Source organism: Kutzneria buriramensis, from assembly GCF_003387475.1.
Lineage (GTDB): Bacteria > Actinomycetota > Actinomycetes > Mycobacteriales > Pseudonocardiaceae > Kutzneria > Kutzneria buriramensis.
Genome location: NZ_QUNO01000042.1, coordinates 1 through 26,842, shown reverse-complemented (window position 1 = coordinate 26,842; position 26,842 = coordinate 1). Strand labels below are relative to the sequence as shown.

The 26,842-nt window shown below is 67.5% G+C and carries 22 protein-coding genes; 10 read left to right on the top strand and 12 right to left on the bottom strand.

Going from position 1 to position 26,842, the window contains the following annotated elements; translation table 11 throughout:
• Positions 1-557: 557 nt before the first annotated feature.
• Both BCF44_RS53985 and BCF44_RS53980 read left to right on the top strand, forming a co-directional pair.
• Entirely contained in the window at positions 558-1,037 is a 480-nt protein-coding gene (locus tag BCF44_RS53985; protein WP_116182388.1) for a hypothetical protein, read from the top strand.
• An 88-nt stretch (positions 1,038-1,125) separates the two neighbouring features.
• Entirely contained in the window at positions 1,126-2,715 is a 1,590-nt protein-coding gene (locus BCF44_RS53980) for an NF041680 family putative transposase (protein ID WP_379801597.1), read from the top strand.
• A 24-nt stretch (positions 2,716-2,739) separates the two neighbouring features.
• Here BCF44_RS53980 and BCF44_RS53975 read toward each other — a convergent pair whose 3' ends face one another.
• Together BCF44_RS53975 and ltrA are read right to left on the bottom strand one after the other, a co-directional pair.
• Complete coding sequence (locus BCF44_RS53975; protein ID WP_246016332.1) at positions 2,740-3,747, bottom strand: transposase; 1,008 nt, start codon at positions 3,745-3,747, stop codon at positions 2,740-2,742.
• Positions 3,748-3,937: 190 nt separating this feature from the next.
• Positions 3,938-5,194, bottom strand: a complete 1,257-nt coding sequence (ltrA, locus tag BCF44_RS53970; RefSeq protein WP_116182391.1) for a group II intron reverse transcriptase/maturase — start codon at positions 5,192-5,194, stop codon at positions 3,938-3,940.
• A 664-nt stretch (positions 5,195-5,858) separates the two neighbouring features.
• On the opposite strand from ltrA, the gene BCF44_RS55155 reads away from it, so the two are divergent.
• Entirely contained in the window at positions 5,859-6,086 is a 228-nt protein-coding gene (locus BCF44_RS55155) for a hypothetical protein (RefSeq protein ID WP_147329090.1), read from the top strand.
• Between the two features lie 3 nt (positions 6,087-6,089).
• Here BCF44_RS55155 and BCF44_RS58910 read toward each other — a convergent pair whose 3' ends face one another.
• The 8 genes from BCF44_RS58910 to BCF44_RS53935 all read right to left on the bottom strand — a co-directional run bounded on the left by BCF44_RS58910 (position 6,090) and on the right by BCF44_RS53935 (position 12,418).
• Positions 6,090-6,542: an FAD-dependent oxidoreductase gene (locus BCF44_RS58910; RefSeq protein ID WP_116182387.1), complete on the bottom strand. Its 453-nt coding sequence runs from the start codon at positions 6,540-6,542 to the stop codon at positions 6,090-6,092.
• Positions 6,535-6,738, bottom strand: a complete 204-nt coding sequence (locus BCF44_RS53960; protein ID WP_116182386.1) for a tautomerase family protein — start codon at positions 6,736-6,738, stop codon at positions 6,535-6,537. Before BCF44_RS53960 ends, BCF44_RS58910 begins: the two co-directional genes overlap by 8 nt.
• A 13-nt stretch (positions 6,739-6,751) precedes the next feature.
• Positions 6,752-6,919 carry a hypothetical protein gene (locus tag BCF44_RS56420; RefSeq protein ID WP_170218278.1) on the bottom strand — a complete coding sequence of 56 codons (168 nt, stop codon included), beginning with the start codon at positions 6,917-6,919 and terminating at the stop codon, positions 6,752-6,754.
• A 2-nt stretch (positions 6,920-6,921) separates the two neighbouring features.
• Positions 6,922-8,007: a MerR family transcriptional regulator gene (locus tag BCF44_RS53955; protein ID WP_116182385.1), complete on the bottom strand. Its 1,086-nt coding sequence runs from the start codon at positions 8,005-8,007 to the stop codon at positions 6,922-6,924.
• A 111-nt stretch (positions 8,008-8,118) separates the two neighbouring features.
• Positions 8,119-9,906: a gamma-glutamyltransferase family protein gene (locus BCF44_RS53950; RefSeq protein ID WP_116182384.1), complete on the bottom strand. Its 1,788-nt coding sequence runs from the start codon at positions 9,904-9,906 to the stop codon at positions 8,119-8,121.
• Between the two features lie 19 nt (positions 9,907-9,925).
• Complete coding sequence (locus BCF44_RS53945; protein ID WP_116182383.1) at positions 9,926-10,783, bottom strand: PhzF family phenazine biosynthesis protein; 858 nt, start codon at positions 10,781-10,783, stop codon at positions 9,926-9,928.
• 199 nt (positions 10,784-10,982) lie between these two features.
• Positions 10,983-11,918 carry a hypothetical protein gene (locus tag BCF44_RS53940; protein WP_116182382.1) on the bottom strand — a complete coding sequence of 312 codons (936 nt, stop codon included), beginning with the start codon at positions 11,916-11,918 and terminating at the stop codon, positions 10,983-10,985.
• A complete protein-coding gene (locus tag BCF44_RS53935; RefSeq protein WP_170218277.1) occupies positions 11,915-12,418 on the bottom strand; it encodes a VOC family protein in 504 nt (167 codons plus the stop codon). Before BCF44_RS53935 ends, BCF44_RS53940 begins: the two co-directional genes overlap by 4 nt.
• Before the next feature lie 687 nt (positions 12,419-13,105).
• Between BCF44_RS53935 and BCF44_RS53930 the strand changes: the two genes are divergently transcribed.
• Positions 13,106-14,665: a transposase gene (locus tag BCF44_RS53930; RefSeq protein WP_116182381.1), complete on the top strand. Its 1,560-nt coding sequence runs from the start codon at positions 13,106-13,108 to the stop codon at positions 14,663-14,665.
• Positions 14,666-16,313: 1,648 nt separating this feature from the next.
• On the opposite strand, the gene BCF44_RS53920 is transcribed toward BCF44_RS53930, so the two are convergent.
• Both BCF44_RS53920 and BCF44_RS53915 read right to left on the bottom strand, forming a co-directional pair.
• On the bottom strand, positions 16,314-18,188 hold the full coding sequence (locus BCF44_RS53920) for a multicopper oxidase family protein (protein WP_211353704.1): 1,875 nt from the start codon (positions 18,186-18,188) through the stop codon (positions 16,314-16,316).
• Positions 18,185-18,622: a hypothetical protein gene (locus BCF44_RS53915; protein ID WP_170218276.1), complete on the bottom strand. Its 438-nt coding sequence runs from the start codon at positions 18,620-18,622 to the stop codon at positions 18,185-18,187. The genes BCF44_RS53920 and BCF44_RS53915 overlap by 4 nt, the downstream gene beginning before the upstream one ends.
• 117 nt (positions 18,623-18,739) lie before the next feature.
• Between BCF44_RS53915 and BCF44_RS53910 the strand changes: the two genes are divergently transcribed.
• The 6 genes from BCF44_RS53910 (at position 18,740) to BCF44_RS53885 (ending at position 26,364) form a co-directional block, all read left to right on the top strand.
• Entirely contained in the window at positions 18,740-19,282 is a 543-nt protein-coding gene (locus BCF44_RS53910; protein ID WP_211353703.1) for a transposase, read from the top strand.
• A gap of 458 nt (positions 19,283-19,740) precedes the next feature.
• On the top strand, positions 19,741-20,124 hold the full coding sequence (locus BCF44_RS59075; protein ID WP_246016333.1) for an AMP-binding protein: 384 nt from the start codon (positions 19,741-19,743) through the stop codon (positions 20,122-20,124).
• Positions 20,125-20,127: 3 nt separating this feature from the next.
• Positions 20,128-22,803, top strand: coding sequence for an AMP-binding protein (locus tag BCF44_RS53900; protein ID WP_147329088.1), 2,676 nt, complete (start codon positions 20,128-20,130; stop codon positions 22,801-22,803).
• A complete protein-coding gene (locus BCF44_RS53895) occupies positions 22,800-23,861 on the top strand; it encodes a polyprenyl synthetase family protein (RefSeq protein WP_116182376.1) in 1,062 nt (353 codons plus the stop codon). Before BCF44_RS53900 ends, BCF44_RS53895 begins: the two co-directional genes overlap by 4 nt.
• Positions 23,862-23,986: 125 nt before the next feature.
• Positions 23,987-24,985 (top strand): terpene synthase family protein, encoded by a 999-nt coding sequence (locus tag BCF44_RS53890; protein ID WP_147329087.1) that lies wholly within the window; start codon positions 23,987-23,989, stop codon positions 24,983-24,985.
• A 23-nt stretch (positions 24,986-25,008) separates the two neighbouring features.
• The gene (locus BCF44_RS53885; RefSeq protein ID WP_116182374.1) at positions 25,009-26,364 is read left to right on the top strand and encodes a cytochrome P450; all 1,356 of its coding nucleotides are present in this window, start codon (positions 25,009-25,011) and stop codon (positions 26,362-26,364) included.
• Positions 26,365-26,842: the final 478 nt, after the last annotated feature.

Here is a 26,842-nt window from a genome sequence, read left to right as displayed (position 1 = left end):
GCCGAGCCCGATCGCGGCCCTGCCAGCAGGCCGCACCAGGTGAACACAGCCGATCACCAAGGCGAACGCGTCCTGCACCCAACCATGCACGAGGTCGTTAGTCTCAGGCAAGCCGAACGCCGTCACGGGCAAGGCTTCGCCCGGACCGCAGTACGCCGCAACGGCACGCGCGCGCGGCGAGACCGTGCTCCGCACGTTCGACGGCTTCCACCTGAACGAAGGTGCGGGGCCGATCGACAACCCGTACCCGATCGACCGCGGCCGCCGCAGCGACTGAGCGCACGCCCACCACCATGACCAGTCCGCCCATCCTGAGCGGGCCGGCCGCTATCGATCGTGAAGGATCGAGGCGTGTCGGTCACTTCGGTCGGGTGTACGGATCGACTGGATGCCCGGGTGGCTTGTGGACGCGCACCCCGCCGCCCGCCGCGCGGCGCCAGGGAACGTTGCGGAGCAACCTCGGTGCCACATCCAGTTCGTGAGGGATTTCCTCCGATTAGTGCAGGTAGCGGGAGGATTTGTTTAGTGTCGTAGTACCAGATGAATGGAGGGATTCAATGCGCAAGAGCCTGATGGCCGCAGCCTTGGCGACTGGTACCGCCGTGATCCTCGCGGCGTCTGCCACTCCGGCCCTGGCCGACGGTGGCTTCCACTACCTGGCGCTGAGGACTCGGGCGGACGTCCACTCGGTGTTCGTATCCGGCATAGGCTGGACGAACTGGGCGACCCAGAACTCGGGCGGAACGGTCGGGTCGCCAACCGAACCCACAGGCATCGATGCCTGCTATCAGTATGTGGCCACCGGGCTCTCGGGTGACTGGGCACGGCCGGGTCAACAGATGCAGGTCTATGTAAACCAGGGCGGTGGCCGGCAGGGCATTGGCTCGGGCTACCAGTACTCGAACCCGAGGTGGCAGGACGCGCACAACCTCACTGTCGTCACCCTGTCGTCGTCGGACTGCACGGCTGGCGCACTGTCCAAGAAGTCCGTTTCCGTACCGACGGATGGTTTAACGTATTTCTGGCTCAGTCTCTAAGCTTGTTCTTTATCGTCCGGGCGGGTTCGCGCTGGTCCGGCTGAGTGAGGTGGTTCGGCTGTCCTCATGGGACGGCGTGATCGTGTCGATGTGTGTTCGGCCGGGGAACCGCAACGATCACGAAGGGGCCGCAGTGGGCAATGTCGCCCTGTTCGAGGCCGGTGTCGATGCCCGGACCGTGTTGTCCGGGTTCCGGCAGGAACTCCACAGCTGTCTCACCGCCCGTGCGGATGCGTTGTTCGAGCTGACTGACGGGCTGCTGTGCGCAGAGGGCAGGGTCGTTTCTCCGGTCGAAGTGACTCTGCTGCCTGAACACCGCCGTGGTCACGATGCTCTGTACGGCGGCCTCAACCACGGCCACATCGAGGTGGACCGGCTCCGGACGCTGTCGGCGGGGCTGCCGATGCCGCGGTTCGCCGACGGCCGCCTGGTGCTGGCCGTGGATGTCAGCGCATGGCTACGATCGGACGCTGCCTGCTCACCCGAGCGATTGTTCTGCCACGTCTACGGTCGCGCGAGGAACGCCTCCCAGTTCATCCCGGGCTGGCCCTACTCGTTCGTCGCCGTGCTGGAGCCTGGCCGCAGTTCGTGGACGGCGATCCTGGACGTCATCCGGCTCGGCCCCAGCGACGACGCGACCGCGGTCACCGCCACCCAGTTGCGCGGTGTCGTGGAACAGCTCATCACCTCCGGACAGCACCGCCCGGGCGACCCGGACATCGTCATCGTCACCGACGCCGGCTACGACGTCACGCGGCTGGCCTGGAAGCTGCGCGATCTTCCCGTCGAACTGGTCGGCCGGGTTCGATCTGACCGAGTGATGCGGCTACCGAAACCACCACGGCTACCGGGCGCCAACGGGCGACCGCCCAAGCACGGACCGGAGTTCCACTTGGCGCGACCGGAGACATGGACCGAGCCCACGGTCACCACGACCACCGACACCACGAACTACGGCAAGGCTTGTGCCCAGGCATGGGACCGGATCCATCCCCGGCTAACCCATCGCGCGGCCTGGCTGGAGCATCCTGGTGCGTTACCGGTGATCGAGGGGACCTTGATCCGATTGGAAGTCGAGCATCTGTCAAAAGACCGGGACGCTCCGCCGGTGTGGTTGTGGTCGTCCAAGCCCGGCGCCACCGCGGCCGACGTCGATCGTTGGTGGCAGGCGTTCCTCCGCAGGTTCGATCTTGAACATACCTTCCGGTTCTGGAAGCAGACGCTGGGCTGGACGCGTCCTCGGCTGCGTAGTCCCGAGGCGGCTGATCGCTGGACCTGGCTGTTGGTCGCCGCGCACACCCAACTTCGATTGGCTCGGCCTTTGGCCGTCGATCTCCGCCGGCCCTGGGAGCCACCCACCGACCACAGCACTCTGACACCTGCGAGGGTCCGGCGCGGGTTCCGGAACATCCGCGCCACCACGGTGATCGCGGGGCGGATGTTCCGGAACCCGCGCCTGACGCGAGAAGGCGTGAGGCGACCAGGGGCGGCGGGTTTCTCCCACGGACGGCGTAGATCCTCGACGAGGCCACGCGCGAGGCGGAGTTGGGTGTGGGCCGCGATCACGATCCAGGTCCAGCGATCGGCCGTCTCGGGGGTACGGATCCTCGGGCGGTTCCAGCCCAGAGTCTGTTCGATCAACCGAAATGTGTGCTCGAGATCGAACCTGCGTAGGTAGGACTGCCACCAGCGGTCCACGTCCTCACGGGTGGCGCCGGTGGCCGAGGACCACAGCCAGACCGGGGCGGGGTTGGTTGCGGTCACCGGGCAGGTGGTCGACCTGAACACGCAGCAGGGTTCCCTCGATGACCGGGAGTTCACCCTCGTGATCAAGCCAGCAGGTGCGGTAGGTGAGCCGAGGATGCAGCCGGTCCCAACTATCGGCTCGCGCGGTGCCGTAGCGAGTGGTGTCCGTGGTCGTGGTGTGTTGGGGTTCGAGCCAGGTGGCGGGCTTGGCCAGGACGAACTCGGGGCCGTGCGTGGGTGGTCGGCCGTTGGTGCCCGGCAGCCGGGGCGGTGTGGGCAGCCGCAGCACCCGGTCCGAGCGGATCCGGCCCACGACCTCGACGGGCAGATCGGCCAGCACGAACGCGAGCCGGGTGACGTCGTAGCCGCTGTCCATCACGATCAGGATGGCCGGGTCGCCGTCGGTCCAGTGCCCGGCCGCGGCCAGCCGGCCGATCACGGCGCGCACCTGGTCGGCGGTCACCGCGGTGGCGTCATCGGCGGGCCCGAGCCGGACCGCGTCCAGCACGCCGGTCCACGAGGTGCGTCCGGACTCCAGCGCGACCACGAAGGAGTAGGGCCAGCCGGGGATGAGCTGCGAGGCGCACTTCGCGCGCCCGTAGACATGGCAGAACAATCGTTCCGCGCTGGTGGCCGCGTCCGACCGCAGCCACGGGCTGACGTCCACCGCGAGCACGATCCGGCCGTCGTGGGTCCGGGGCAGGGGTAGACGGGCCAGATCCACACGCAGCCGGGCGACATCGATCCGGCCGTGGTTGAGTCCGGCGTAGAGGGCGCCGTGGCCGCGTCGGTGCTCCGGTGTCAGCGTCAGATCGACCAGCGAGGTCACCGGCCCATCCGCGCATAACACCGCGTCGGCCAGTTCGAACAACGCGTCCGCCCGCGCCGTCAGGCAGTCGTGGAGTTCCTGCCGGAACCTGGCCAGCTCCCCGACCGCAGCCCTTGCGGTCGGGGTCGTCCACACTGATCACCGCAGCCCTTGGTGTCGATCGTCGTTCTGTCGCAAGACGAATGATCAACCAGGGGCTGCGCTCTTGATCAACCGGGGCGCGTCACCGACACCGACAGGGTCGGGTGGCCCAGGGCATCGCAGCCCTGGGCTCCCACGGAACCGTGCGTAACAGTCGCCCGTTACACGGCTCTTCTCACCCTTCTCAACTGAACTGGCGCTCCCACACCCAGTGCCTGAACAGGCCGGGCTCTCGATCGAGGAGCCCACCCCACCATGCCTTGCGGCGTTTGAAGGAACGCAGCCTCTTGTACTTCTTTCGCGCCCAGCGCATCAGGTAGGTGTTGATGCGTCGCAGGACGGGATACAACTGCGACCGGTAGAACCGGCCGTAGTAGTTCATCCAGCCCGCCACGACCGGGTTGAGCCATCCGGCGAGCTGGTCGAGATCGTCCCTGACACGCATGTGGATCCGCCAAGAACGCAGCCGTTGCCCCATCGCCTTGAGCGCCTCCGCACTGACCGCCGGCAGGAACGACGTAAACGCCTTCCCATCCGGATACTGGGCTCTGCGGGGACGGAACGTGTACCCCAGGAACGTAAACGCCGTGTGCTCGTACGAGCCCCGGCGCCGGGAGTCCTTGCAGTACACGATCTTGGTCTTGTCAGGGTGCAGACGCAGCCCGACCTCGACCATCCTCTCGGTGAGCGCGGCCAGCACCTGATGTGCCTGCCGCAGGGTCACGCAGTGCACCACAGCGTCATCCGCGTACCGCTCGAACTCCACGGCCGGGAACTCTCGTTCCAGCCAGGAGTCGAACGCATAGTGCATGAACAGGTTCGCCAACACCGGCGAGACCGCCGACCCCTGTGGGGTTCCCCGATCCCGCTCGACAAGGGCACCGTCGGGCTGCTGGATCGGAGCGGCAAGCCACCGCTTCACATACAACAGCACCCACTTCTGGTCGGTGGTGATGTTGGCCGCCACCGCCTTAACCATCAGGTCCCACGGCACGCTGTCGAAGAACTTGGCGACATCTAAATCAATCACCCAGTCCCTCTTCCAGCACCGCTGACGGCATGCGGCCACCGCGTCGAGCGCGGAACGGCGAGGCCGATACCCGTAGGAGTCATCGTGGAAGATCGACTCCGTGCGGGCCTCCAACGCCATCGCCGCCACCATCTGGGCGACCCGGTCGGCCACAGTAGGCACCCCGAGAACCCGGGTGCCACCACCGCTGCCGGTCTTGGGTATCTCCACCGCCAGTACCGGAGGCGGGAAGTAGGCCCCCGACGACATCCGGTTCCAGATCTTGTAGAGATTGTTCCTCAGATCGGACTCGAACTCGTCGATGGACTGCCTGTCCACCCCCGCCGCACCCTTGTTGGCCCTGACTCTCTCGTATGCCTCCCACACCAGCCGCTTCGGAATATCAAAAGGCTTGTCCAGCGATCCCGACATGCCCACCCGCTTCCTCCCAGGGCACGCCCCGATTGATCGCGCGAACAGATCGACAGATGAGCCGGCCCCTTCGCTCCACCCCGGTTGCCAGGGCTTCCTCACTACTACGAGCCGGTCCGCCGGCGGAGGCCGCGACGGTACTCAACGCCTCACAGTTCCTGCTGCTTGACGCGCTCCCTCTCGCCACCAGCCCCCAGGGCTGGCAGCCGTGTCGGCATCCGCCTTCCCACGTTCCATGCAGAAGCCGCAGACCGGACTCGCGCCGCCTCCATGCCGGACACCGCCTGACCAATCAGCGGGCTCCCGCCAGGCTCATCCCGGCGCTCTTTAACCGCCCCGGTTTTGATGTCAGCTGCTTGTTTCGACACGTCATCAGCGGTTCGCTTACGCTCGCCTTCCCGGTCCCCACCTGACGCGCTCAGCGGCGCGCCTTCTCCTCAACGCTCACCACGACGGTTTTCAGCCAACGCAGCTTGAGGTGGTTTGAAGCCTCCCCCCGGCAGGGCGGCTCCGAAGGGCCAGACCTTCATCTCCTGCACAGCATCGCTTCCAGCAAGGTCACCTACCTACATCGACCTCACCCTCCGCGCTCGTGGCGCACTTAAAGAACAAGCTGAGAGACCTATCTCGTTCCGCCTGGTGTGACGATCGATACGATCGTCGGGTGAGTGCGCGTGAGGCTGAAGGTGGTGCTGTTGTGCCTCGCCCGAACAAAACATATGACATCCGGTGTCGGGACGTCGTCGATCGGCCACGGACGATCACCGTGGTGCGGCTGCCCGGCGGTCGTGTCGGCTTCCGCTTGCCGCCGGGCGAGTGGGCGGAACTAGACGCGGCCGATGTGGTCGAGTTTGTGACTGCGGTAGGCGACGCCGCGATGCCGATCCCCTGATCGTCACTTCGGGGCGCATCCGCCGGTGACGCTGTCGCCGGTGCGCCCGGGAGTGTCCGTCGAGACCTTGACGCAGTGGTCGTGGTCGAGGGGAGAGGATGGCTGCCGTCCTCGGCATGCAGCCGCATGTCCGGCGGCCAGCGCGCCGGTCGGTTCGGTGAACGATTCGAGTAGAGCCTCGATCGCTGCGACGTAGTGGCAGTGCGGGGTGATAGTCATCGCGCCCGCCTCGACGTGCATGCCGTCGGCGAAGGGATGGCGCAGCGTGTACGCCTGCCCGCCGGGCCTGTCGGCGGCCTCCAGCACGGTGACCTCGCAGCCCCGACGGCTCAGCTCGTACGCGGTGGCCAGTCCGGCGAGCCCGGCGCCGACCACGACGACGCTGCGGGGCGGTATGTAGCCGGGTAGCCCCTCGTCGAGCTCACGGCGCACCGGCGCCTGGGTTGACTCACGCATGACTGGCTCCCCTCCGCTGCGCCATCGACTCACCGCCAACGAACCAGTTGGCGGGCTCGTATTCCACGACGGTCACCCGCACCACCTCCGGTGCGACGGCCAGCGCCGACGCGGTGGCCTCGGTCAGGGCCTTGCCCAGCGCCGTGATCTCCTCCTGCGGGCGGCCCTTGAGCAGGGTCACCTGGATCTGTGGCATGACTACTCCTCCTTCAGCAGGCGTGCGGCTGGGTCAACGTGGCGACCTTCCGCCGCAGTTCACGGTCGCATTCCGGGCAGGACAGCTGGTCCGGCTCGGAGTGGTCGATGTGGTGGCGCAGCAGACGTAGGGCGGCGCACGTGCTGTCGACGTGCTCACGCAACTCGGCGATGCGCTGCACGGTCAGCCGCCGGTCCGCACAAGCGTCAACCTGCGCAGGTCGGCCGGGGTGAAGTGGCGGCGGCCGTTGCGCCGCTGCGTGGTCAGCAGGTCCTCGTCCTCGTAGTACCGCGGCGCCGAGACGCGCATCTGGAACCACTCGGCGACCTGCTCGATCGGCACCAGCTCGTCAGCCATGCCGCCTCCCGGCGGAGTACTCCTCCAGATCCCGGGCCAGGCACCGCGCGGTGTGCGAGTTCTTGGCCCGCAGCAGGTCGCGCGGCGTGCCCTCGAACACGACCCGGCCGCCGTGACGACCGGCCCTCGGAACCCATGCTCGTCCACGGTCGCGTTCGTTGAGCGCGTCCAGGCCCTTCTTGAGGTAGCGCCGGGTGAAGCGCAGCACGACGCCCTCGTACTCGTTCTTGTAGACGCCGTTGCGGCCGCTGCGGTCGACCTTGAACCCGCTGCCGTGTAGCAGCTTCTCACGGTCCTCCATGCCGCACTCGCCGATCGGCAGGTCCGGTCGAACAGCCCGGACTCGGCGTAGAGCTGCCACTGGAAGGTGCTCTTGGCGAAGGACGGGTGCTGGATCGTGCCCTCGTTGAGGCTCTTGGACTCGTCGATCAGCTTGCTCAGGTTCAGCCGCACAGTGCGGCCAAGTCCCTCGCACGCCGGGCACATGCCGTTGGGGTCGTTGAACGAGAACGACGTGTACGGGCCGGCGGTCGGCTTGCCGTGCCGGGAGAACAGCACCCGCAGCACCGAGTAGATGTCGGTCATGGTGCCGACGGTGGAGCGGGAGTTGCCGCCGACCGGCCGCTGGTCGACCACGATCGCCGTGGACAGGTTCTCCTTCACCTCGGCGTCGGGCCGCGCGTAGCGGGGCAGCCGGTTGCGGATGAAAGCCGGGAAGGACTCGTTGAGCTGACGCTGGGACTCGACGGCGATGGTGCCGAACACGACGGAGAACTTGCCGGATCCGGGCATTCCGGCGAACACGGTGAGCTCACCCTTGGACAGGCGCAGGGAGACGTTCTTGAGGTTGTCCTCCCGGGCGTTGCCCACCTCGATGTGCCCGCCGGCGCGGGCCCCGTCCCGACTGCTCATCTCACCCTCCTCGACTCGGATGGTTTTCGTCAGGGATTCATAGGGTGCGCGTGTTGTCCATTCGTACCGGCCTGACCAGGTACGGGGACACCCCGCTCAGGCCGACTTGATTCACCGTGCGATGGCGTACGCCTGCAGGCCACGCGGACTGGCGGCGGCCAGCACCAGGTCGTCTCCGGCACGGCCGGTGACGCACACCTTGCCCAGCGTGTTCGGCTCGACCTCGACCACCTCGTGGCCGCGGCGGCGCAGCTCGGCCAGCACGGCCCCGTCCCGCCCGGCCTCGGTGACCAGCGCGAGCGGCCGGGCCTTGCGCGGGGTGAACGAGGAGGGCACGTGGTCTGTGTGGAAGGCGATCGCCTCCACGGCCTGCTGCGGGCTCATGCCGAACTCGATGTGATTGAGGAAGAAGCCCAGCGTCCACTGGTCCTGCTGGTCGCCGCCGGGTGTGCCGAACGCCAGATACGGCTGGCCGTCGCGCAGCGCGATGGTCGGGCTGAGCGTGGTGCGCGGCCGCTTGTCCGGGGCCAGCGTGTTCGGGTGGCCGTCGACCAGCCAGGCCATCTGACCGCGCGTGCCGAGCGGGAAGCCCAGGCCAGGAACAACCGGCGAGCTCTTGAGCCAGCCGCCGCTGGGCGTGGCGGCGACCATGTTGCCCTCGGCGTCCGTGGCCGTGACGCAGCACGTGTCGCCGTTGGCCGCGGTCCGGCGCACCACGGCCGGCACGCCGTCGTCGAGCTGAGCCAGCCATGACGGCTCGGCCGGCGGCACGGTCACGTCGAGCACGGGCGGGATGAACGGCTCGCGGCCATCCAGGGAGCCGGGGCGCAGCGTGCCGGAGGCCGACTCGCCGATCAGCGCCCGGCGCTCCTCGGCGTAGCCACGGTCCAGCAGCGCCTTGAGCGGCACCTCGGCGTGGTTCGGGTCGCCGTACCAGGCCTCGCGGTCGGCGAACGCGAGTTTGGCGCACTCGACCACGGTGTGCAGCCGCTCGGCCTCGTCCATGGCGGTCAGGTCGTAGCCCTCCAGCAGAGCGAGTTGCTGCAGGAACACCGGGCCCTGCGACCACGGGCCGGGCTTGTGCACGGTCAGCCCGCGGTAGTCCAGCCACACCGAGTCCTCCACGGTCGGCTGCCAGCGGGCCAGATCGGCCCCGGTGAGCAGGCCGCCGTTGCGGCGGCCGGTAGCGTCGGCCATCTCCGAGGTGCCCGCGAACCGGTCGATCGCCTCGGCGACGAAGCCCTCGTAGAACGCGCGGTGTGCGGCGTCGATGCGGTGCTCGCGGGTGCCGCCCGCGGCCTGCGACTCGGCCAGCAACCGGCGGAAGGTGGCGGCCAGCACGGGGTTGCGCAGCCGCTGGCCGGGGGCGGGCACCGTGCCGCTGATCAGGTAGGTGCGCCCGGACTCGGCCCACTCGTCACGGAACAGTTCGGCCAGTGAGCCGATCATCTCGACGGTCTTGGGCAGCACCGGGTAGCCGTGCTCTGCGTAGTGCACGGCCGGCGCGAGCACGTCGGCCAGCGCCAGCCGGCCGTAGTCGCGCAGCAGCCGCAGCCATGCCCCGAACGCGCCGGGCACACACGCCGACAGCAGCCCTGAGCCGGGTATTACGTCCAGCCCGCGGGAGCGGAACTCCTCCGGGGTGGCGCGCAGCGGCATCGGGCCCTGCCCGCACACCACCTCGACACTCGCCGAGCCGGCGCGGTGCACCATGATCGGCACGTCGCCGGCGGGGCCGTTGAGGTGGGGCTCGACGACCTGGATGACGAACGCGGCCGCGGTGGCCGCGTCGAAGGCGTTGCCGCCGAGGTCGAACATGGCCATCCCGGCCGCCGAGGCCAGCCAGTGGGTGGCGGACACCGCGGCCTGGGTGCCGCGGAGCTCGGGTCGTGTCAACACGGTGCTTCCCTTCTGTGCGCTAGACGCGGGCCGGTTCGGGGACGGTCAGGTGGCCGCTGGCAGCCGGCAGCACGGCGCCGGTAACCGTCACGGAGACGACGCGGCCGTCGGCGACCTGCACCTGTCCGTGCAGAGTGGACGGTCGCCGCAGCTCGATGCCTTGGCGCACGTGGTATTCGTGGCAGCCGGTGTCCGCGGGCAGCAGGCCGCTATCCACCAGCCACGGGCCGAGGGCGAGTGCCGCGGAGGCGCAGGCGGGGTCCTCAGGCATGCCGTAGCCAGGGGCGAACATGCGGGCGTGGGCGGTGTGTTCTTCGGGATTCCACGCGAACACGAACAGGTCCTTCTCCCCACGCCACACGGGGTGTTCGGGGCGCAGCGCGGCCAGTGCGAGGGAGTCCGGGTCGGTGGGCATCAGGTGGAACGCCGGGCCGAACCCGGCGGTGGCGGCGAGCCCGTGGGGCGGCACCGAGCACGCCTCGGCCAGCCGCGTGGCGTCGAACTTGGTGATGTTCAACGGGCGCGTGGCGGTGAGGGTGGCGTGGTCGGCGTCGGCGTCGACGGGTAGCACGCGCTCCCCGCACTGTTGCACGAGCCGACCGGGGGCCAGCCGCCCCAGGCGCACGAGCATGCAGGCGGTGCCGACCGCGGAATGCCCGCCGAACGGCGATTCGCCTTGGGGCGTAAAGATCCGCACGCGGTGCGTGGCCTCCGGCTGGGTCGGCGGCAGCACGAACGCCGTCTCCGAGGTGCCGAGTTCCCGAGCGATCGCGGCCATAGTCTCGTCGTCGAGGTGTTCGGCGTCGGGAACGACGGCGAGCGCGCAGCCGGTGAGCGGTCCGTCAGCGAACATGTCGACCAGGTGGTAGGCGATCATGTGTGTGTGCTCCCGTCAGGTCGCAGGCGATGTCGGCCAGCGCGCTTTCGTCGCCCGCGTGGGGGAAGTCCGCGCGCGGCCAGTGGATGTCACGCGCTGGCGCAGCAGCAGGTCCGTCAGCGCGACGAACTCCTCTACGCGGCCGGCGCGTTCCCGGGGCGTGCGCTCGGTGCCGAGCGTCGCACGGTCGGACCCATGCTCATGCGGCGCCGGTGACCAGCGCTGCGAGTCCGGTGACGGTGTCGGTGAAGGCCCGTTCGCGGGCCACCACCGACGGGGTGCGCAGCTCCGTCGGCAGACCCGGCGCGTCGGCGTCCCGGCCTGGGTACAGGCCGTTCTCGGTGACGTCGAGCGCGATGGCCTTGAGGCGGCGCACCAACTGCCGGATCACCGCGACGTTGTCGACCGGGATGCGCAGCGTCAGGAAATAGTTGTCGTAGACGACGGCGCGCGTCCCGAGGTGCGACAGGCGGGTCTGCGCGGCGGTTTCCTGCAGCAGCGACCGTCCGTCGGGCACGAGCCGGGCCGCCACCCCCATGTGCACCTCGTGGTAGGCGCGCACCTGCCGGGCCAGCTCCTCGCCCTGCGGCGTGTCGGACCACGGGAACTTGCGCCCGCGCAGCAACCGCCGCACCGGGCCGAAGTCCGGCGCCCACACACCGCTGAAGCTGCGGTGCTGCAGGTACATGCTGGGCCGGATGACCTCGTGGTACAGGTCGGTGGGACAGGAGCCGGTGTAGAGCAGCATCGCGGTGTACGCGCCGACCAGTTGCGACATCACCTCGACGTGCTGGTGCCGGTCCGGCTCGGCCAGCGCGTCGTTGAGGGTGCGGGCCAGGCACTGCCACACCGCGAACGTCGTCTGGTGTCCGGTGATCCAGCGGAACCAGAACACTTGCCGCGAATGGTCGGCATCGACCAGCGGCGGGGCGTCGCGCCGGCACGGCGGCAGCGCGCCCAGCTCCCGCAGCAGTTCGGCCGAGTCGGCGTCGAAGTCCCGGCCCGGCGGGCCGCCGCGCTGCCCTTGGCGCAGCGGGTCGGGCAGCATCAGCGGCTCCAGCCCGTAAGGGAAGTCGCCGAAGTCCCAGCCGCTGCGCGCCGGCAGGTCGGTCAGCCCGGAGGTGGCGGGGCTCACCGGTCAGCGCCGGGCACGTAGGTCAGCTCGAACTCAAGGCCGTTGACGTCCATGACGTAGCAGCTCTGCACGCCGTCGGCGTCGGTGACGATGTCGGTCGGCTGCTCGTCGGCGGCGAAGTGGTAACGGCCGGACTCGTGGAGCGCTAGCCACCGGTCCCGCCAGGCCTTGAGGTCCTCTGGCGAGGCGACGGCCAGGCACACGTGCTGGAACTGGGTCTTGTTTCCGCCGGGCAGGTCGGGCTGGTCCTCGTCCCGATCGAACAGGTGAAAGCGCAGGTCGCCGACCTTGACCTCGGTCAGCTGGCGGATGCCCGGCAGCCGGCTGTGGGTCAGCTCGGAGAACTCGGCCAGACTCCACTTCTCGGCGCAGCCGAAGAAGTCCCGGTACCACGCGACGCAGTTGGCCAGATCCCTGGTCTGAATGCCGACGTGGTGTAGCAGGGGCGCGGGCGGCGGCGTGGCGGGAAGGGTCTCCGGTGATGTCGTCGATCGGGTCACGGCAATTCCCTTTCGAGGGTCGCAAATAAGTCCAAGCAATGGAATTCAAGCAGGGTTTCGGTATCACGGTCAACGATCTTCGGAAACCTTCGGACGTTTTTCCGCAGCTAGTTATACGGACGTAAATTGGCATGTCGACCCTATCGAGCTGCAAGTCTCACCCGTTTGGTCGGTTGACTTCAATTGTGACTGACGCTTGAATTCGACGATCTTCCCCGTAAAAGTCGGGTAGCTATTCGGCTGGGGTGAGTGCCGGTGGTAGCCATGCCGGCATGATTCAGGTTGGGACGATGAGGGATTCTGCCCCCTCGGGCCAGGCTGTGGCGAACCGGAAACTCGGGGTCCGGGTGCATCCGAGGGAGCCGGGCCAGCCCTGGCCGTGGCCGGCAGGCCGCGCATCGCCGCGACGCCTAGCTTGAGTTTTAACCTGTTCGGCGGGGTCTGGGGTTAGTGGACGGGTTCTTCTTTCCTCGACTGGATTTCGTGTGTTGGGCTGCTCATGGTGTGGACGTCGTGGCGTGGGGCCGGCCGACGGTTGGGCACTCCCGCGGGGCGTCCAGGACCGGGCCTGGTCGGTTTCGGGACACCGGCCGGACACGTGAGAGGCTGTCGCGTATTTGTTGCTCTTACGCCGTCAAGGGCACGTCGTTGCTCTGTTCAGGGGGATCCGCTCGGGAGTCTCGGTGGATGGCGCTCAACTTCATCCCCGGCGGCCCTGGGGCTGCGTTCGTGCTTCCGCGGGACATCCGTGATTGGCTGCCTCGGCGGCATCTGTGCTGGAAGGTGCTGGAGGTGGTCGAAGAGCTGGATCTGTCAGGCGTCCTTGCCGGCTACCGCGTGGATGGACGGGGACGCCCGGCCTACCACCCCTCGGCGATGCTGGCCCTGGTGTTGTACTGCTACAGCAAGGGGATCCGCTCGTCGCGTCGGATCGAGGCGGCCTGCGTGGATGACGTGGGCTGCCGGGTCATCATGGCCAACCGCGAGGTCGACCACGCCACGGTCGCCCGTTTCCTCCGCCGCCACCGCCTGGCCGTCAAGGACTTGTTCGTTCAGGTGCTGACGTTGTGCGCCCAGCAGGACCTAGTGGACCTCGCCGCGGTGGCGGTGGACGGCTCGCCGATGCACGCAAGCGCGGGCCGCGACGCGAACCAGTGCCTTGACCGGCTGGAGGCGGCCATCGCGCGGGCGGAGCAGGACATCGACCGGTTGATGACGGAGATCGCCGAGGACGCCCTGCGGGCCGAGGGCACAGGCGCCGGCGAGGCGCTGGAGCGGGCTGACCGGCGTGGCCGCAGCGCGCCGGCCCGGTTATCGCGCCTGGCCGACCGGCTCCTGCGGGCCCGCGCGGCCGGGGACAGGCTCTACCAGCGGGCTCTGCCGCCGCCCAGCGACCTCAGGGCCAAAATTGAGGCGGCTGAGCGGATGGTCGCGCGGGCCGAGCGGCGACTGGCCGCGGTGACCGCCGCCCACCAGGCCAGGTTGGACGACCACGCCCGGCGAACCCGCCAAGATCGGGCGACGGGCTGGCGGGCCGCCAACGGGCGTCCCCCGGTCCCGTTGGACGCCAAAACCGTCATCGTTCGGCAACGCGCGAGGCTGGCCAGGGCGCGGGCAGGGCTGGAGCGTGCCCGCTGCCCCCTGCCGACACCGTTGCCCACGGCCCAGGCATCGCTCACCGACCCGGACTCGCGGCTGATGCTGAACAAGCGTGGGGGCTACTGCCAGGGCTACAACCTGCAGATCGCCAGCGTCCGCAACCAACTGCTGCTCGCCATCGACGTGCACGACAACCCCGCCGACATGACGGCTTTGGTCCCCATGGTGGGCAAGGCCCAGCGCAACAGCCAGGCGGCTGGGATCGCCGACGAGGCCGAAGCGTGGCTGGCCGACAGTGGCTACACCTCCACCGAGAACTTCCAGGCGCTCGACGGGCTGCCATTGCTGGTCTCGGTTGCCAACGAGAGAACGCAGACCGGCCGGGCGACCCCACGAGTCGACAAGCCAGTCCCCGCCGGCTGGCGGGAGATGGCCGCCCGGCTGGCCACCCCCGCTGGCAGAGACCTCTACAAACGGCGGGGCGCGCTGGTCGAGCCCGGCTCCGCCCAGATGTTCCAGCGATTCGGACGCCGCCTCGACCATCGGGGGATCGACGCTGTCGACACTGAGGTCAAGCTCCTCGGGACTGTCCACAACCTCGGCAAACTCTTCGCCTGCCACAACACGAACGCCGTATTGACGGCGTGAGAGCAACAAATACGCGACAGCCTCCGGTATGTCCGGCCCGGGCACCCAAACCCACCAGACCTGGTCCCGGACGTCCCCGTGGCTCACGCAACCGTCGCCAGGCAACCCGCTACGACGTGGGCAAAACAGTCAAACGCCCAGTCTCCCTCATCGACCCACAACGGACTGGACGATAAAGAACAGGCTGGGGGTTAGCGGTGTGGCGAAACTTTTTCGATTCCGGCCGCACGATCGCCGAGGTCGCCAGGAGTAGGTTTCAACGACGGCTTGCTGAGGACCTGGGTCAAAGGCGAGCGCCGCAGGATCGCCGCCGAGGTCCACCGGGAGCGGCCGAGCGACTGCGCTTGCACAGGCAGGCGGTCGAGCAGGTTTTCCAAGGTTGGCCGGGATCGACATGACGGGGACTCGCCGCACTGCAGCCGCAAGCCTGAACTCACCCAGACTCGGCCCCGGTCAATTTTGAAGACCCGTAACACAGTCGGGCCGGACCGTCTGCGGGCCCCTAAAGCTGCCACATGCGTAATAAGGATTGATAACCACCCAGCGATAACCATCACTACCCCGGTAGTACCACCTGATGTATGCATAGTTGAGAGTGTTGCCTTCACAGTTGCGCCCGCTGTAAGTCTGGACGTACGGCGTGGCACACCTGTCCACAATAACGTCCGAATGGTAGCCGCCACCGCCGATCAGGCACCGACCGTTTACGCGAATGCTGTTGACCAGCGGGTTCCGGTAGACGACACCGACACACGCCCGCTGCGGCCCCGCAGGAACAGCCCTGTGCGGCAGCTGTTCCTGCGGCCATAACCACCGTTCCCACCGACAGGCCGAGGGCCGCCACCACGCCAGTTAGCCAGACCCCCGCTCGGTTCATATTCTGCGCCTTTCTTGGTTCATCTCATTCCGCTATGGACGAATGCTGGACATTGACGGCATCGGTCGCCACGTCGCGGATTGTGATAGTGGCACTCGCCGCGCCCGTTACAGATGTCGAGCCTCAAGTTGCTGACCATCAAAAGGTGACCTGTGGCCGCTGACGCCGAAGCTACGCTCGCGATCCCGGCCAGCTACTCCACGACATGGTGAAGTCCTTCCGTAGAAGTGTTCCGGTCCTTCGGGAGCGCAGCCATGGTCGAGATGCGCCGGCCCGGCCCCGTACCAGGGTGACTCCGCCGGCGTGACGCCGGGCCCTGAACGCCCATGATATAGGTCGGCACGCCACGGTCAGTGTGGCTAGTTTGACCAGCCGGACAACCCGTATGTCCATGAATCCGAAACTTACGAAAACTGAGAGAGGTGTGAAAGTGTCGATCGAGTGATGTACAAGCATCCTCTCTGCTTGTCTTTTGAGGGCTCGGTGGGAGTTCAAGCGCCCTGACTGATCATGGAAGCAGCCCTTGGCGGTGATCATCTTCGCGAGAGATGGATCGTGGCCCAAAGGACTGTGTGATCTGTATGCACGACCTCGACTCGACGCGGGCGTTGGGGTGTTCTGCCGCGTCTACGGTCGCGCGAAGAACGCCTCCCAGTTCATCCCGGGCTGGCCCTACTCGTTCGGCGCCGTGCTGGAAGTTGTCAAGAAATGCGCGCTGGGCCGGGCTCCGACAGGGCGCACGATCCTCAGCTCCCACAACAAGTACGAGACTCACCCATGCATGTCCCCCATACCCATGTCGTCGCGCATCTCAAGGTCCCGCAGCACCGGCGGCATGACGCGGAAGTGGCGCATCATGCCCATGTCCTCGTGTTCGAGCATGTGGCAGTGGTAGACGAACTTCCCGCAGGGCTGGCCGAATCGAGTCGCGACGGTGACCAACTCGGCCGCCTGCACTCGCACCGTGTCCTTCCACCCGGTGTCCCCTGGCAGCTCCGCGCCTGGTCCGGCGACGGTGATCGGCGACGACGTGCCGAACCCCCTCGCACCGATCTGGGTGAAGCCGCGCAGGTCCAACCGCTCCCGACGCAGAACCTGAAAACCGGACGCATGCAGGTGCATCGGGTGCGGCCAGCCTGACGACGCGGCGTGCAGGAATCGCCACCGCTCCCAACCACCGGCTGTCACTGTGAACTGGGCCGGATCCCCGAACGCGACCGAGCGTCGCTCATACGTGGTCATCGAGCCGTCGGCCTCCGCCAGTTGGATGATCCCGTCAGCGGGCAGCGGGCCCGGCGGTGTCGCGATCCTGGCCATCTCCCACAGCAGGGCCTGCGTTGGCCCCATCGGTGTGAGCACGACCAGCCGGTCGGGCGGGCTGTCACCGGGCACCTGGGTCACCCGGGTGAACGAGCGGGACAGGGTGCGTGGCAGCCGAAACGGGTCGGAGACACGCGACGGCCGCACGCGGAACTCCATCACATGCGGCCAGGGACCGGGATCAGGGTTCGTCTCGACGTTGACCAATTCGAGCCGTTGGCCCCGGTACGGGCCGAAGTCGACGAGAATGTCCGCCCGTTCGGCCGACGCCAGCACGATCCCGTCGGACAGCTGCACCGGTTCGCTGAGCAGGCCTCCGTCGGTGCCGATCAGGTGCAGCGGAACAGTTTCGCCATGCTCGTCGACCAACCGGAAGTGGTACTGCCGCGTGTTGGCGGCGTTGGTCAACCGCAGCCGGTGCCACCGTGCCGGCACGTCCTTGTAGGGCCACACCACCCCGTTGACCAAGGTGAACGGGCCAGTGTGCGCACGCATCCAGCCCATGTCGTTGACCAGGGTAACCTTGTGCAGCAGGTCGCCAGTCAACCGGCCGTCGGCGGTGGTGTCGAAGTTGCGGTCGCAGACGAACAAGGGAATCTCGGCGTCTCCGCGGGGCAGGCCGAGGCTGTCCTCCTCGTCGTCCCGGATGACGTAGGAGCCCGCGAGTCCGGCGAACACGTTCCAGCGGGTGACGGCCATCGCGTGGTCGTGGTACAGCAGCATCGAGGCGGGTTGGTCGTTCGGGTACTCCGACAGCTGTGACTCGCCCGGCGCCAGCACGTTCTCCGGCCACCCGTCGCTGTTCGCGCCGGTCAACGCGCCGTGCACATGCGCCGCGGCCCAGGGCGTCAGAGCGGCGACGTCAGGCCGCGGAAGTGCGCCGCTACGCCCCGGCGCGTTCCACGGAGAGTTGGTGTTGGCCGCCTCCACCGCGGTCAACGGAACGGTGCCCCGAAGGTTGTTGGTCCATGTCACGCGGAGCCGCCATCCCCGGCGCACCTCGATGGTAGGGCCGGGAACGGTACCTCCGTAGGTCCACAGCCTGGTCGGCGGCAGCTGGGCATGGAGCCGTGCGGTGGCGTTCATCAGCGGGATGATCAGCTGATGGATCCCGTCGACCTGCACGGGGGTCGCGCGGGACGGCGTCGGCAACGGGTCGAGGAACGGGGTGAGCTCGGCGACTTCCGGCAGGTTCGGTCCTGGGCCAAGTCCAGTCGTCGACATCCAGGTGAGCGGGCCGGAGGCCATCGACATGGAGCCGAACGCCGCGCCCGCACCGAGAACCAGCCGTCGGGACACCTCGCGGCGGCGGCCAGCGGCGCTCACCGGAGGTCGACCGGGACGTAGCGGCCGTGCGAGCGGTCCACGACGAACGAGCCACCCGGCAGGTAGCCGGACGCGTGCTGTCCGATCACACCGTTGACCACTCGATGGGAAGTCCCGCCCTGCCCGTGCGTGCCAAGACATGACGTAGGCACAGCCGTGAAGCTCGCCGAGTCATTCGGACCAACCGAGTCCGGGATCTCGCACAGCGCGACGAAGACGCCCTGTGCCTCGTTGTCCCCGTTGCCGCCGGTGGCCACCGGCGGCCCGCTCGCCGCCAGCACGGTCGGCGCGGCAAGAGTCAGGTTGTCCGCGCGATCCCCGACGCGCACCTGCCGATGGGCGATCGGCTCGGCCGACGCGCCGGTGACGCCGAGGAGCGCCGCCGTCGCGAACACGGCGACGGCGACCAGCGCGCCGCGCAACGAGAGCGCCACCGTTCTCCTAATCGTGTAGTAGGGATTGGTCTTCCAGCTCTCACCGACGCCTGTGTATCTCCAGACGTCCGATGTCTCGAGAAAGAACGGCTGCACCAGGTCTTCCAGGCGCCGCAGATGCGTCAGCCCGCCGTGGTCGAGAACGCTATGGGAATGCAGCTGTCGGCGTTGGTGACCCAGTTCGACGCGGCCTGCCGCGCCGCCGAGGAGTTGGCGGAGGCGGTGCGTTCGCATTTTGAGCGGCACCCGGACGCGGTGATCATCACCAGCTTCCCCGGCCTGGGGTTGCTGGCCGGCGCCCGGGTGCTCGCCGAGATCGGGGACGACCGCGACCGCTTCACCGATTCGCGCGGGCTCAAGGCGTTCGCCGGGTCCGCGCCGGTCACCCGCGCCAGTGGGAAGAAGACCGTGGTCAGCCACCGGCACATCAAGAACCGGCGCCTGGCTGCGGTCGGACCGATGTGGGCGCTGGCCTCGCTGCGCGCCAGCCCCGGCGCGCGCCGGCACTTCGATGTCCGCCGCGCGGTCGGGGACTGGAACCATCAGGCCCAGCGCCACCTGTTCAACAAGTTCCTCGGCCAGTTGCATCACTGTCTCAAGGCCGGGGTGATCTATGACGAACATCGGACGTTTCCACCTCCTTCCGTTGCAGCGGCTTGACTTCTAGAAACCTGAGATGTCTTTCTCCTCAAGCGAGTCCCGCGTGCCAGTCCACCGGCGATCACGGTCGGCCCCTGCTCTATCTGGTACCTGATCGACGCGCACCATCTTTTCCGCGTTCGCGGTGTCGTGCCATGCGCAACCAGAGAAGAAATCCCCGCCGATGCCTGAGGCTGAAAGTGGTGCACCGTTCGATGAGCGCACGGCCGTACAGGCCACAACGACGCCGGATCGACTGATCGTCTACAATGGACTTTGTATCCGCCGTGCCGACCAGCAGCCGCGCATACCTCTCCCGACGATCCCCGGAGCGGCTTCACCCCGATCCGCTATTCGACGATCTTTTCCGCACAACTGGGAACTCTCTGGACATCACCTGAGCACTGCGCGTGAATGGCTGCCGGAAGGTAGGTGTTGCGCAGGTGTCCGTTGCTCTCAAGATCCCATCGGTGCTCACCATGCTGCGACTCACCGCTCAGCGGTATCCGAAAATCGTCGCTGTCAAGGACACGTACAGAAAGTTGACCTACGAGAGCCTTCTCGACGAGGTACGGCGCTTGGCTTCGTACTTGCGAGATCTGGGCGTGCGCCCCGGAACGCTGGTGGCCAGTTGCCTACCGCGTGGGGTGGCCGCGGTGGTTACACAGGCAGCGGTCTTCACCGCGGGGGCGGTCCATGTGCCCATCGACGCCGACCATCCCGACGAACTGGTCAGCCGGCTGCTAGACGGCGTCAATGCTCGGTACCTCGTGGTGGAGCGGGAACGCCGTGTCATCGGCGATGTTCGGCAGATCGCCTTCGGTGCCCCCGGGATCGACGAGTCATCACCGGACGAGGCGTGACCAGTGCCCCGGCCAGAGGCGTTGGCGTACGTGATTCACACCTCGGACAGCACAGGGCAGCCGAAGCCGGTGGCCGTCTCACATGGTGCCCTTGCCAACTCCACCCACGCCCGTCTGCACCGTTACGGCATCCTGACCGGGCAGTTCGTCGCTGTCTACCCGATGGCCTTCGACGCCTGCCTGGCCGGCATCTGGTGGACGCTGGCCTCAGGTGGGACGTTGCGGATGCTGGCGGACGACACGGCATCGCTGCTGACCGAACTTGCGGACGCGCTGTCCACGGGCGGTGCCACGCACGCGGACCTCACACCGTCGTTGTACCGAGTGGTTCTGCCGTCGATCACCAAGCCGGCGCCGGCGCTGCGGCGGATCCTGCTGGGCGGTGAACCCTGTCCCCCGCAGCTGGTCAACGAGCACTACCGACTGATGCCTCATGTCGAGCTGGTCAACGAGTACGGGCCGACCGAGGCGACCGTGTGGTGTGCAGGCGGCCTCCTGCGGCCCGGTGACGACGTGGTCATCGGCACTCCGGTGGTGAACACGGAGATCCTCGTCGTGGATGCCGATCTGAGAGTGGTGCCGCCAGGTGAGTTCGGTGAGCTGTGCGTCGGCGGCGCCAACCTGGCGCAAGGCTATCTCGGCATGCCCGAGCTGACCCAGGTCAAGTTCGTACCGCACCCGTTCGTCCCCCGGCGCAGGATCTACCGTACGGGAGATGTTGGCAGGTGGCGCGCGGACGGTCGGTTGGAACTGCGCGGCCGGCTCGACGACCAGGTCAAGGTACGCGGCCACCGCGTCGAACTGGGCGGTGTGGAAGCCATGTTGCGCGGCACTCCAGGTGTCGGTGAAGCAGTTGTCGTGAAACGAGATCCGGACGCGTTGGTCGCCTATGTGACGTCGGCGACGCGAAATCCGCCGGATGCCGGGACGCTGCGTACCCGGCTGCGGCTTCGCGCGGACAGGTTGCTGCCCGAGTTCGAACGTCCGTCGACCTACGTCGTACTGCCCTCGATGCCGCTCAACCGAAACGGCAAGATCGACCGCACCGCGCTGCCCGAGCCGCCGGCCACGCGGCCGGAAACAAGCACCGCCTACGTGGCCGCCACCCAGCCCGCGGAGCGAAGGCTCGCCGCGATTTTCACCGATCTGCTCGGTGTGGACCAAGTCGGCCTGCACGACGACTTCATCGAGTTGGGCGGCGATTCACTGTTGGCCGCCCAGGCCGCGCACCGCATCGGCGACGGATTCGGTGTCCACGCACCGATCAGGATCGTGTTCGACCTACCGACGGTCGCGGGCCTGACGGGTTGGCTGACCACCGCGCCGACTCGCATTCAGGAAGTCGTCGTCGCACGGCCGCCCGAGCCCGATGGCCGGCTGCCGTTCACCGACCTGCAGCACGCCGCAGTGGCGCATGACCTGGCCACCGGCCGGAACGTCGTCACCGGACCCGACTACGCCCTGTCCATCAGCTATCAGATCAGTGGACCGCTCAACGTCGACGCGCTGGGCGACGCGGTGGACGAACTGGTCAATCGGCACGCGGCGCTGCGGACAGCCCTCCACATGCGGCCTGGCGAGGGTTATCAGGTGATCGGTCCCGCCACGACTGGCCTGCTGCGCACGGCGGGGCCCGGGACGAGGCTTGCGGACCTGATACGGGCCGAGCCGCTCGAGCCGGCGTCCGGCAGGGTCTTCGCGGCTGATCTGATCAGCGACGACGACGTCGAGCACACGCTGTCGTTGCGGGCCCACCACATGATCGCGGACGACTTGTCGACCGGTCTGATCGAGCAGGAGCTGACTCGCCTCTACGAGGGCTTCCGAACCGGGCACGGCTCCGGGCTGGCCCCGGCGCCCGACTACCGCGCCGTGATCGGGCAGCCCGTGCCCGCCCCGAGTGCCGCCGAACTCGCGTACTGGACCAAGAAGTTCGAGGGCGCGACGCCCATCGAACTGGTGCCCGAGGAACTGTTGGGAAAGGACTCGGTCGGCCGCCACACCAGAATCACCAACATCGTCGTGCCAGCAGCGGAGTTCCTGCAGCGGGTACGGCGTAACCGTGTGACGCTGCACGCGGCGCTGTATGCGATGACGCACGCGCTCTTGGCGGCCGACAGCAGCCGCCCGGACATGCTGCTGTACACGGTCAACGCGGCCAGACGCAACGCCGAGATGGCACGGACAGTCGGAATGTTCTCCGACGCGGTGCTGGTGCGCCAACAGAATCCCGATGGCCTGTTCTTCGAGGAAACCCTTCGGCGCGCAGCTGAGGAGCTGAACGTGTCCTACCGGCATGCGAGAGCCTCGACACCCGCTCTCTGCCAGATTGTGCCAGACATGGTCACCGTGCTGGGCAAGTCGCAGTTGGTGGTCTTCGAGACCATCGCCACGACGGCCGGGTTGCGGCTGGCCGGCTGCTCGATCCTGCGTAGCGAGCCAGGTCAGGACGACCACGAGGAGTTGGAGTACCAGGACCCCGCTGGGCTGAACGTGCTGGCCAGGCAGGAGGGCACTTCGCTGAGGCTGATGGTCACGCACGACACCGCCTTCGTGCCGGTGGACTACGCGGACCGACTGCTGCACCGGCTCCAGAAGATCGTCATGACCTACGGCCCGGAGGGCGATCGTCCGATGAGCTCCCTGGTGTCGGCCGACCCGTGGCTGCGTGCTCGATGACGACGACACGCTACGATCCACTACTGGCCGAGGTTCGCTCCGCCGTCGACGCGGTACTGACAGATTTTCTCGCGACCAAGGAACGCCTAGCCGTCACACCACAAACGCCACTGTTCGTCGACTGGCTGCGGACGTATCTCGCGAATGGGAAACGGCTGCGTCCTGTATTGTGCTACAGCGGTTGGTATGCTGCGGGAGGTGACGACAACCCTGCGGATGTCTTCCAGATCGCCGCGTCGTTGGAACTGTTCCACGCTTTCGCGTTGCTGCACGACGATTTCATGGACGCCAGCGACACGCGTCGCGGACGCCCAACCGTTCACCGACAGATCGCTACCGCGTATTCGACACGTGCGGACTCCGAGCGTTTCGGCGGCAACGTCGCGATTCTCCTGGGCGATCTCACCCTATGCTGGTCCTATGAGCTCGCGCGCGCCGCCGGGCTCGAACCGGCCAAGGCGGCGGCAGTGTGGCCACTGCTGGAGGCCATGCACGCCGAGACCGTGAGCGGCCAGTTCCTGGACCTGCTCACGACTGGCGTGCTCGACAGCGACATGGGGAGCGCGCTGGAAGTCGCCAAGTACAAGACATCCAAATACACGATAGAGCGGCCGTTGCAGCTCGGCTCGACCCTGGCGGGAGCCGCGCCCGAGGTGCACGACATCTGGACCGCGTACAGCGCCCCCCTCGGCGAGGCGTTCCAGTTCCGCGATGACTTGCTCGGCGTGTTCGCCAACCCAGCCGACACCGGCAAGCCCGCCATCGATGATCTACGCGAGGGCAAGCACACCGCCCTGCTCGCGGTGGCGTGGCGGCGGGCCGACGACGCCCAGCGAAGGCGACTGCGCGCCCTGGTGGGCAACGCGAGCCTGGATGAGGCCGGAGCAGCAGAGGTCAGGCGGATCCTCACGGTCACCGGAGCCCGTGCCACCATCGAGAAAATGATCGACGAACGCTGCGAGCAGGCGATGACCGTGCTGCGGAGCGCGAATTTCCCTGCCGACAGGGTGACGGTGCTGCACCAACTGGCCCGGTACGCGACAGAACGCGGACACTAGCAACCTGCGAACCCGCCGACAACGGGCTACCCACATCGCCCGGCGATCCGAAAAACAGGCGTGACCAATTCGCACGCTTCTCCATCTCAGCCAAGGTCACACTAAGGAAAATTATGGATCTTCGCATGCCAGAACTGCGCACACCATTTCCTGTAGTCGTCAACGAGCACGTGGACCGTATCGACGGCCCGACCCGCGATTGGGTGCAACGCTGGGGACTGCTCAACACCGCGGAGCAGGCCGGCCGCTACTACGAACGCCTGATGTGCGGCTACGCGTCGGCAGCGACCAACCCCGAACTCGGCTATGCCGAGCTTCGCCTCGCGAACGACTGGAACATGTGGCTTTTCCTCCAGGACGACTTCTGGGGCGGCTACCCAGAAAGCGAGGAACTGGAAGCGACGGCACTCGGGCTGCTGCCGCGCCTGGTGTCAGTGATCAAAAGGACAGGTCTCACCCCCAACTCCGGAGAGCATGGCCTGGTGGCGTCCTTCGCGGACCTGTGGCACCGCACCGCTTCCCTGGCATCCGCCGACCAACTGGGACGACTGCGTGAGGCTGCCTACTCGACGCTCATGGCGATACTCTGGGAGGCACAGGTCGCCAGGGTCAGCCACCCCATCGACCTCTCGCAGTATCGCCCCATGAGGGTGCTCAGCGCCTTTCCGGTCTTCGTGCTGCGCCTGGAGGAAATACTGGGCGGATACGGCATACCCGTGACGCAGATTCGCGATCACAGGGTCGAGCGGCTGGTCTGGCTGTCGGCCGCGACCACCTGCTGGCTCAACGACGTGATCTCCTACCCCAAGGAGATCATGACTGAGCGATCCAACGGGTTCAGTATCCCGGAGATCCTGCGCCGGCAAAGCGGCTCCTCCCCCCAACAAGCGCTCGATGCCGCCGAAGCGGCCTTCTACCAAAGCATCGAGGACTACCAGCGACAGGAAGAGGAGGTCCTGGCCTTCGCCGACCCGGAACTACGGCGATACATCGGGTCGGCCACGCGTCCCTTCATCAGCGGCTGGACCGACTGGGCCTATCGCACCGCGCGGTACGGCGTGGGCATGCCGCTGGACGCGGCGCCGCTGTCCCTGTCGACAACGGCGGTGGACCGTGGTCTGTGAGTCCTGAGAGCGAGATACCCGCCATGTCCTCGAACTCACCGTCTCGCCCTGGCGTGCCACGCGCTCCAGGGGCGTTGCCCCTGCTCGGCCACATCCCGCAGCTGCTCCGGGATCCGCTGCGGTTCCTGACCTCGCTTCCCGCGCACGGCGATCTCGTTCAGATCCACCTCGGCCCCGTCGGTGCGACCGTGGTCTGCGATCCGGAACTGACCCGGCAGGTGCTCATCAACGACCGCGCCTTCGACAAGGGCGGCCCCTTGTTCACCCGGCTTCGGGAAGTGATCGGCGACGGCCTGGCCTCCTGCCCACACAGCCGACACCGACGCCAGCGGAGGCTCACCCAGCCGGGCTTTCACCGGAACCGCCTGTCCACCTACGCGGAGGCCATGTCGGCCGAGGTCGCCGTGGTCGCGGACTCATGGCGTGACGGCCACATTGTCGATGTACCGCGGGCGATGATGCATCTCAGCATGAGAATTCTGATGGACACGGTGTTCTCAGGCACGCTACCGCCCACCGCGTTCCAGGAGACCCTAGACGACATCAACACCGTCATGGCGGGCGCTTACCGTCGGATGATCCTGCCGCCTCTGTGGAGCCGACTGCCGACACCCCACAATCGCCGCTACAGTCGGGCGAACACCCGCCTGCAGCGGACGGTCAGCGACGTCATCCGCGACCGCCGGGCCAGCGGCCGGGACCTCGGTGACCTGCTGTCGATCCTGCTGACCACCCGCGATACAAGCGATGGCCTCGGACTGACCGACACCGAACTCAGGGAGCAGCTCGTCACGTTCTTCATGGCTGGTGCGGAGTCCACCGCGACCACCATGGCATGGGCGCTGCACCTGCTGGCCCACAACCCGGACATCGAGAACCGGGTGCATGCCGAAGTCGAGTCAGTCCTGGGCGGCGCGCCTGCCAGGTGGGAGCATCTGCCCAGACTGGAGCTCACCGGTCGCGTCGTCCTGGAGACCCTGCGCTTGTATCCGCCGGGATGGATGGTCACCCGCACAGTCACCACGGACACCCAGCTCGGTGGCCACCTGCTGCCCGTCGGCGCGAACGTCGTCTACAGCCCTTACGTCATCCACCGTCGGGACGACCTGTACTCCGACCCGACGCAATTCCATCCCGACCGGTGGGACAAGGAGCGCCACCAGCCACCTCCGCGCAGCGCCTTCATCCCGTTCGGAGGCGGCGCCCGCAAATGCATCGGCGATGAGTTCAGCATCACCGAGACCACCCTCGCCCTAGCCTCCATCATCGACCGCTGGCGCTTGACCGAGTTGCCCGGCCAGCGCGTCCGCCCCGTTGCCAGTGTCTCGCTGAGACCCTTGGGCGGTATGCGGATGCGTGTCCACGCTCGCGTGCGGTGAGACAGCTGGCCAGGGCGTGGTCGGTCCGACCGGGACGGGGTCCACTCCGATCGAGCGGTGGCCGCCATGGTCCTCCAGCCGACGCGCTTCCACAGTGTGCCGAGGAAGGTATCGACATATCGACGGGACCAGTTTGGCGAGGGTCTTCCGAACTCTCTCGCTAGTGAGCTTTACTCATGTAATTCGCACCGCCACGGCCCGTACGGTGACACCACAGCCATGTATCGCGTGAAGAGGAGGAGAGCCGGACAAGCCTGAGTCGTGCCGCGACCGTGGCACTCGGCGCGGCAGCGCTGCCGGCGCCCGGAGCCGGAGCGGCCAGCGCCGAACCAGCTGTCCCGGTACTGATGCCGCAGGGGACGCACGCCTCTACTTCTACTAGATGTACTTGGCCGTCACGTTGGTGACTGTGTGCGACTGATGGGTGGGTGGCCATCGAGTGCGGTGTGTGCCCGTTCAGTGTTGTAGTGATCCAGCC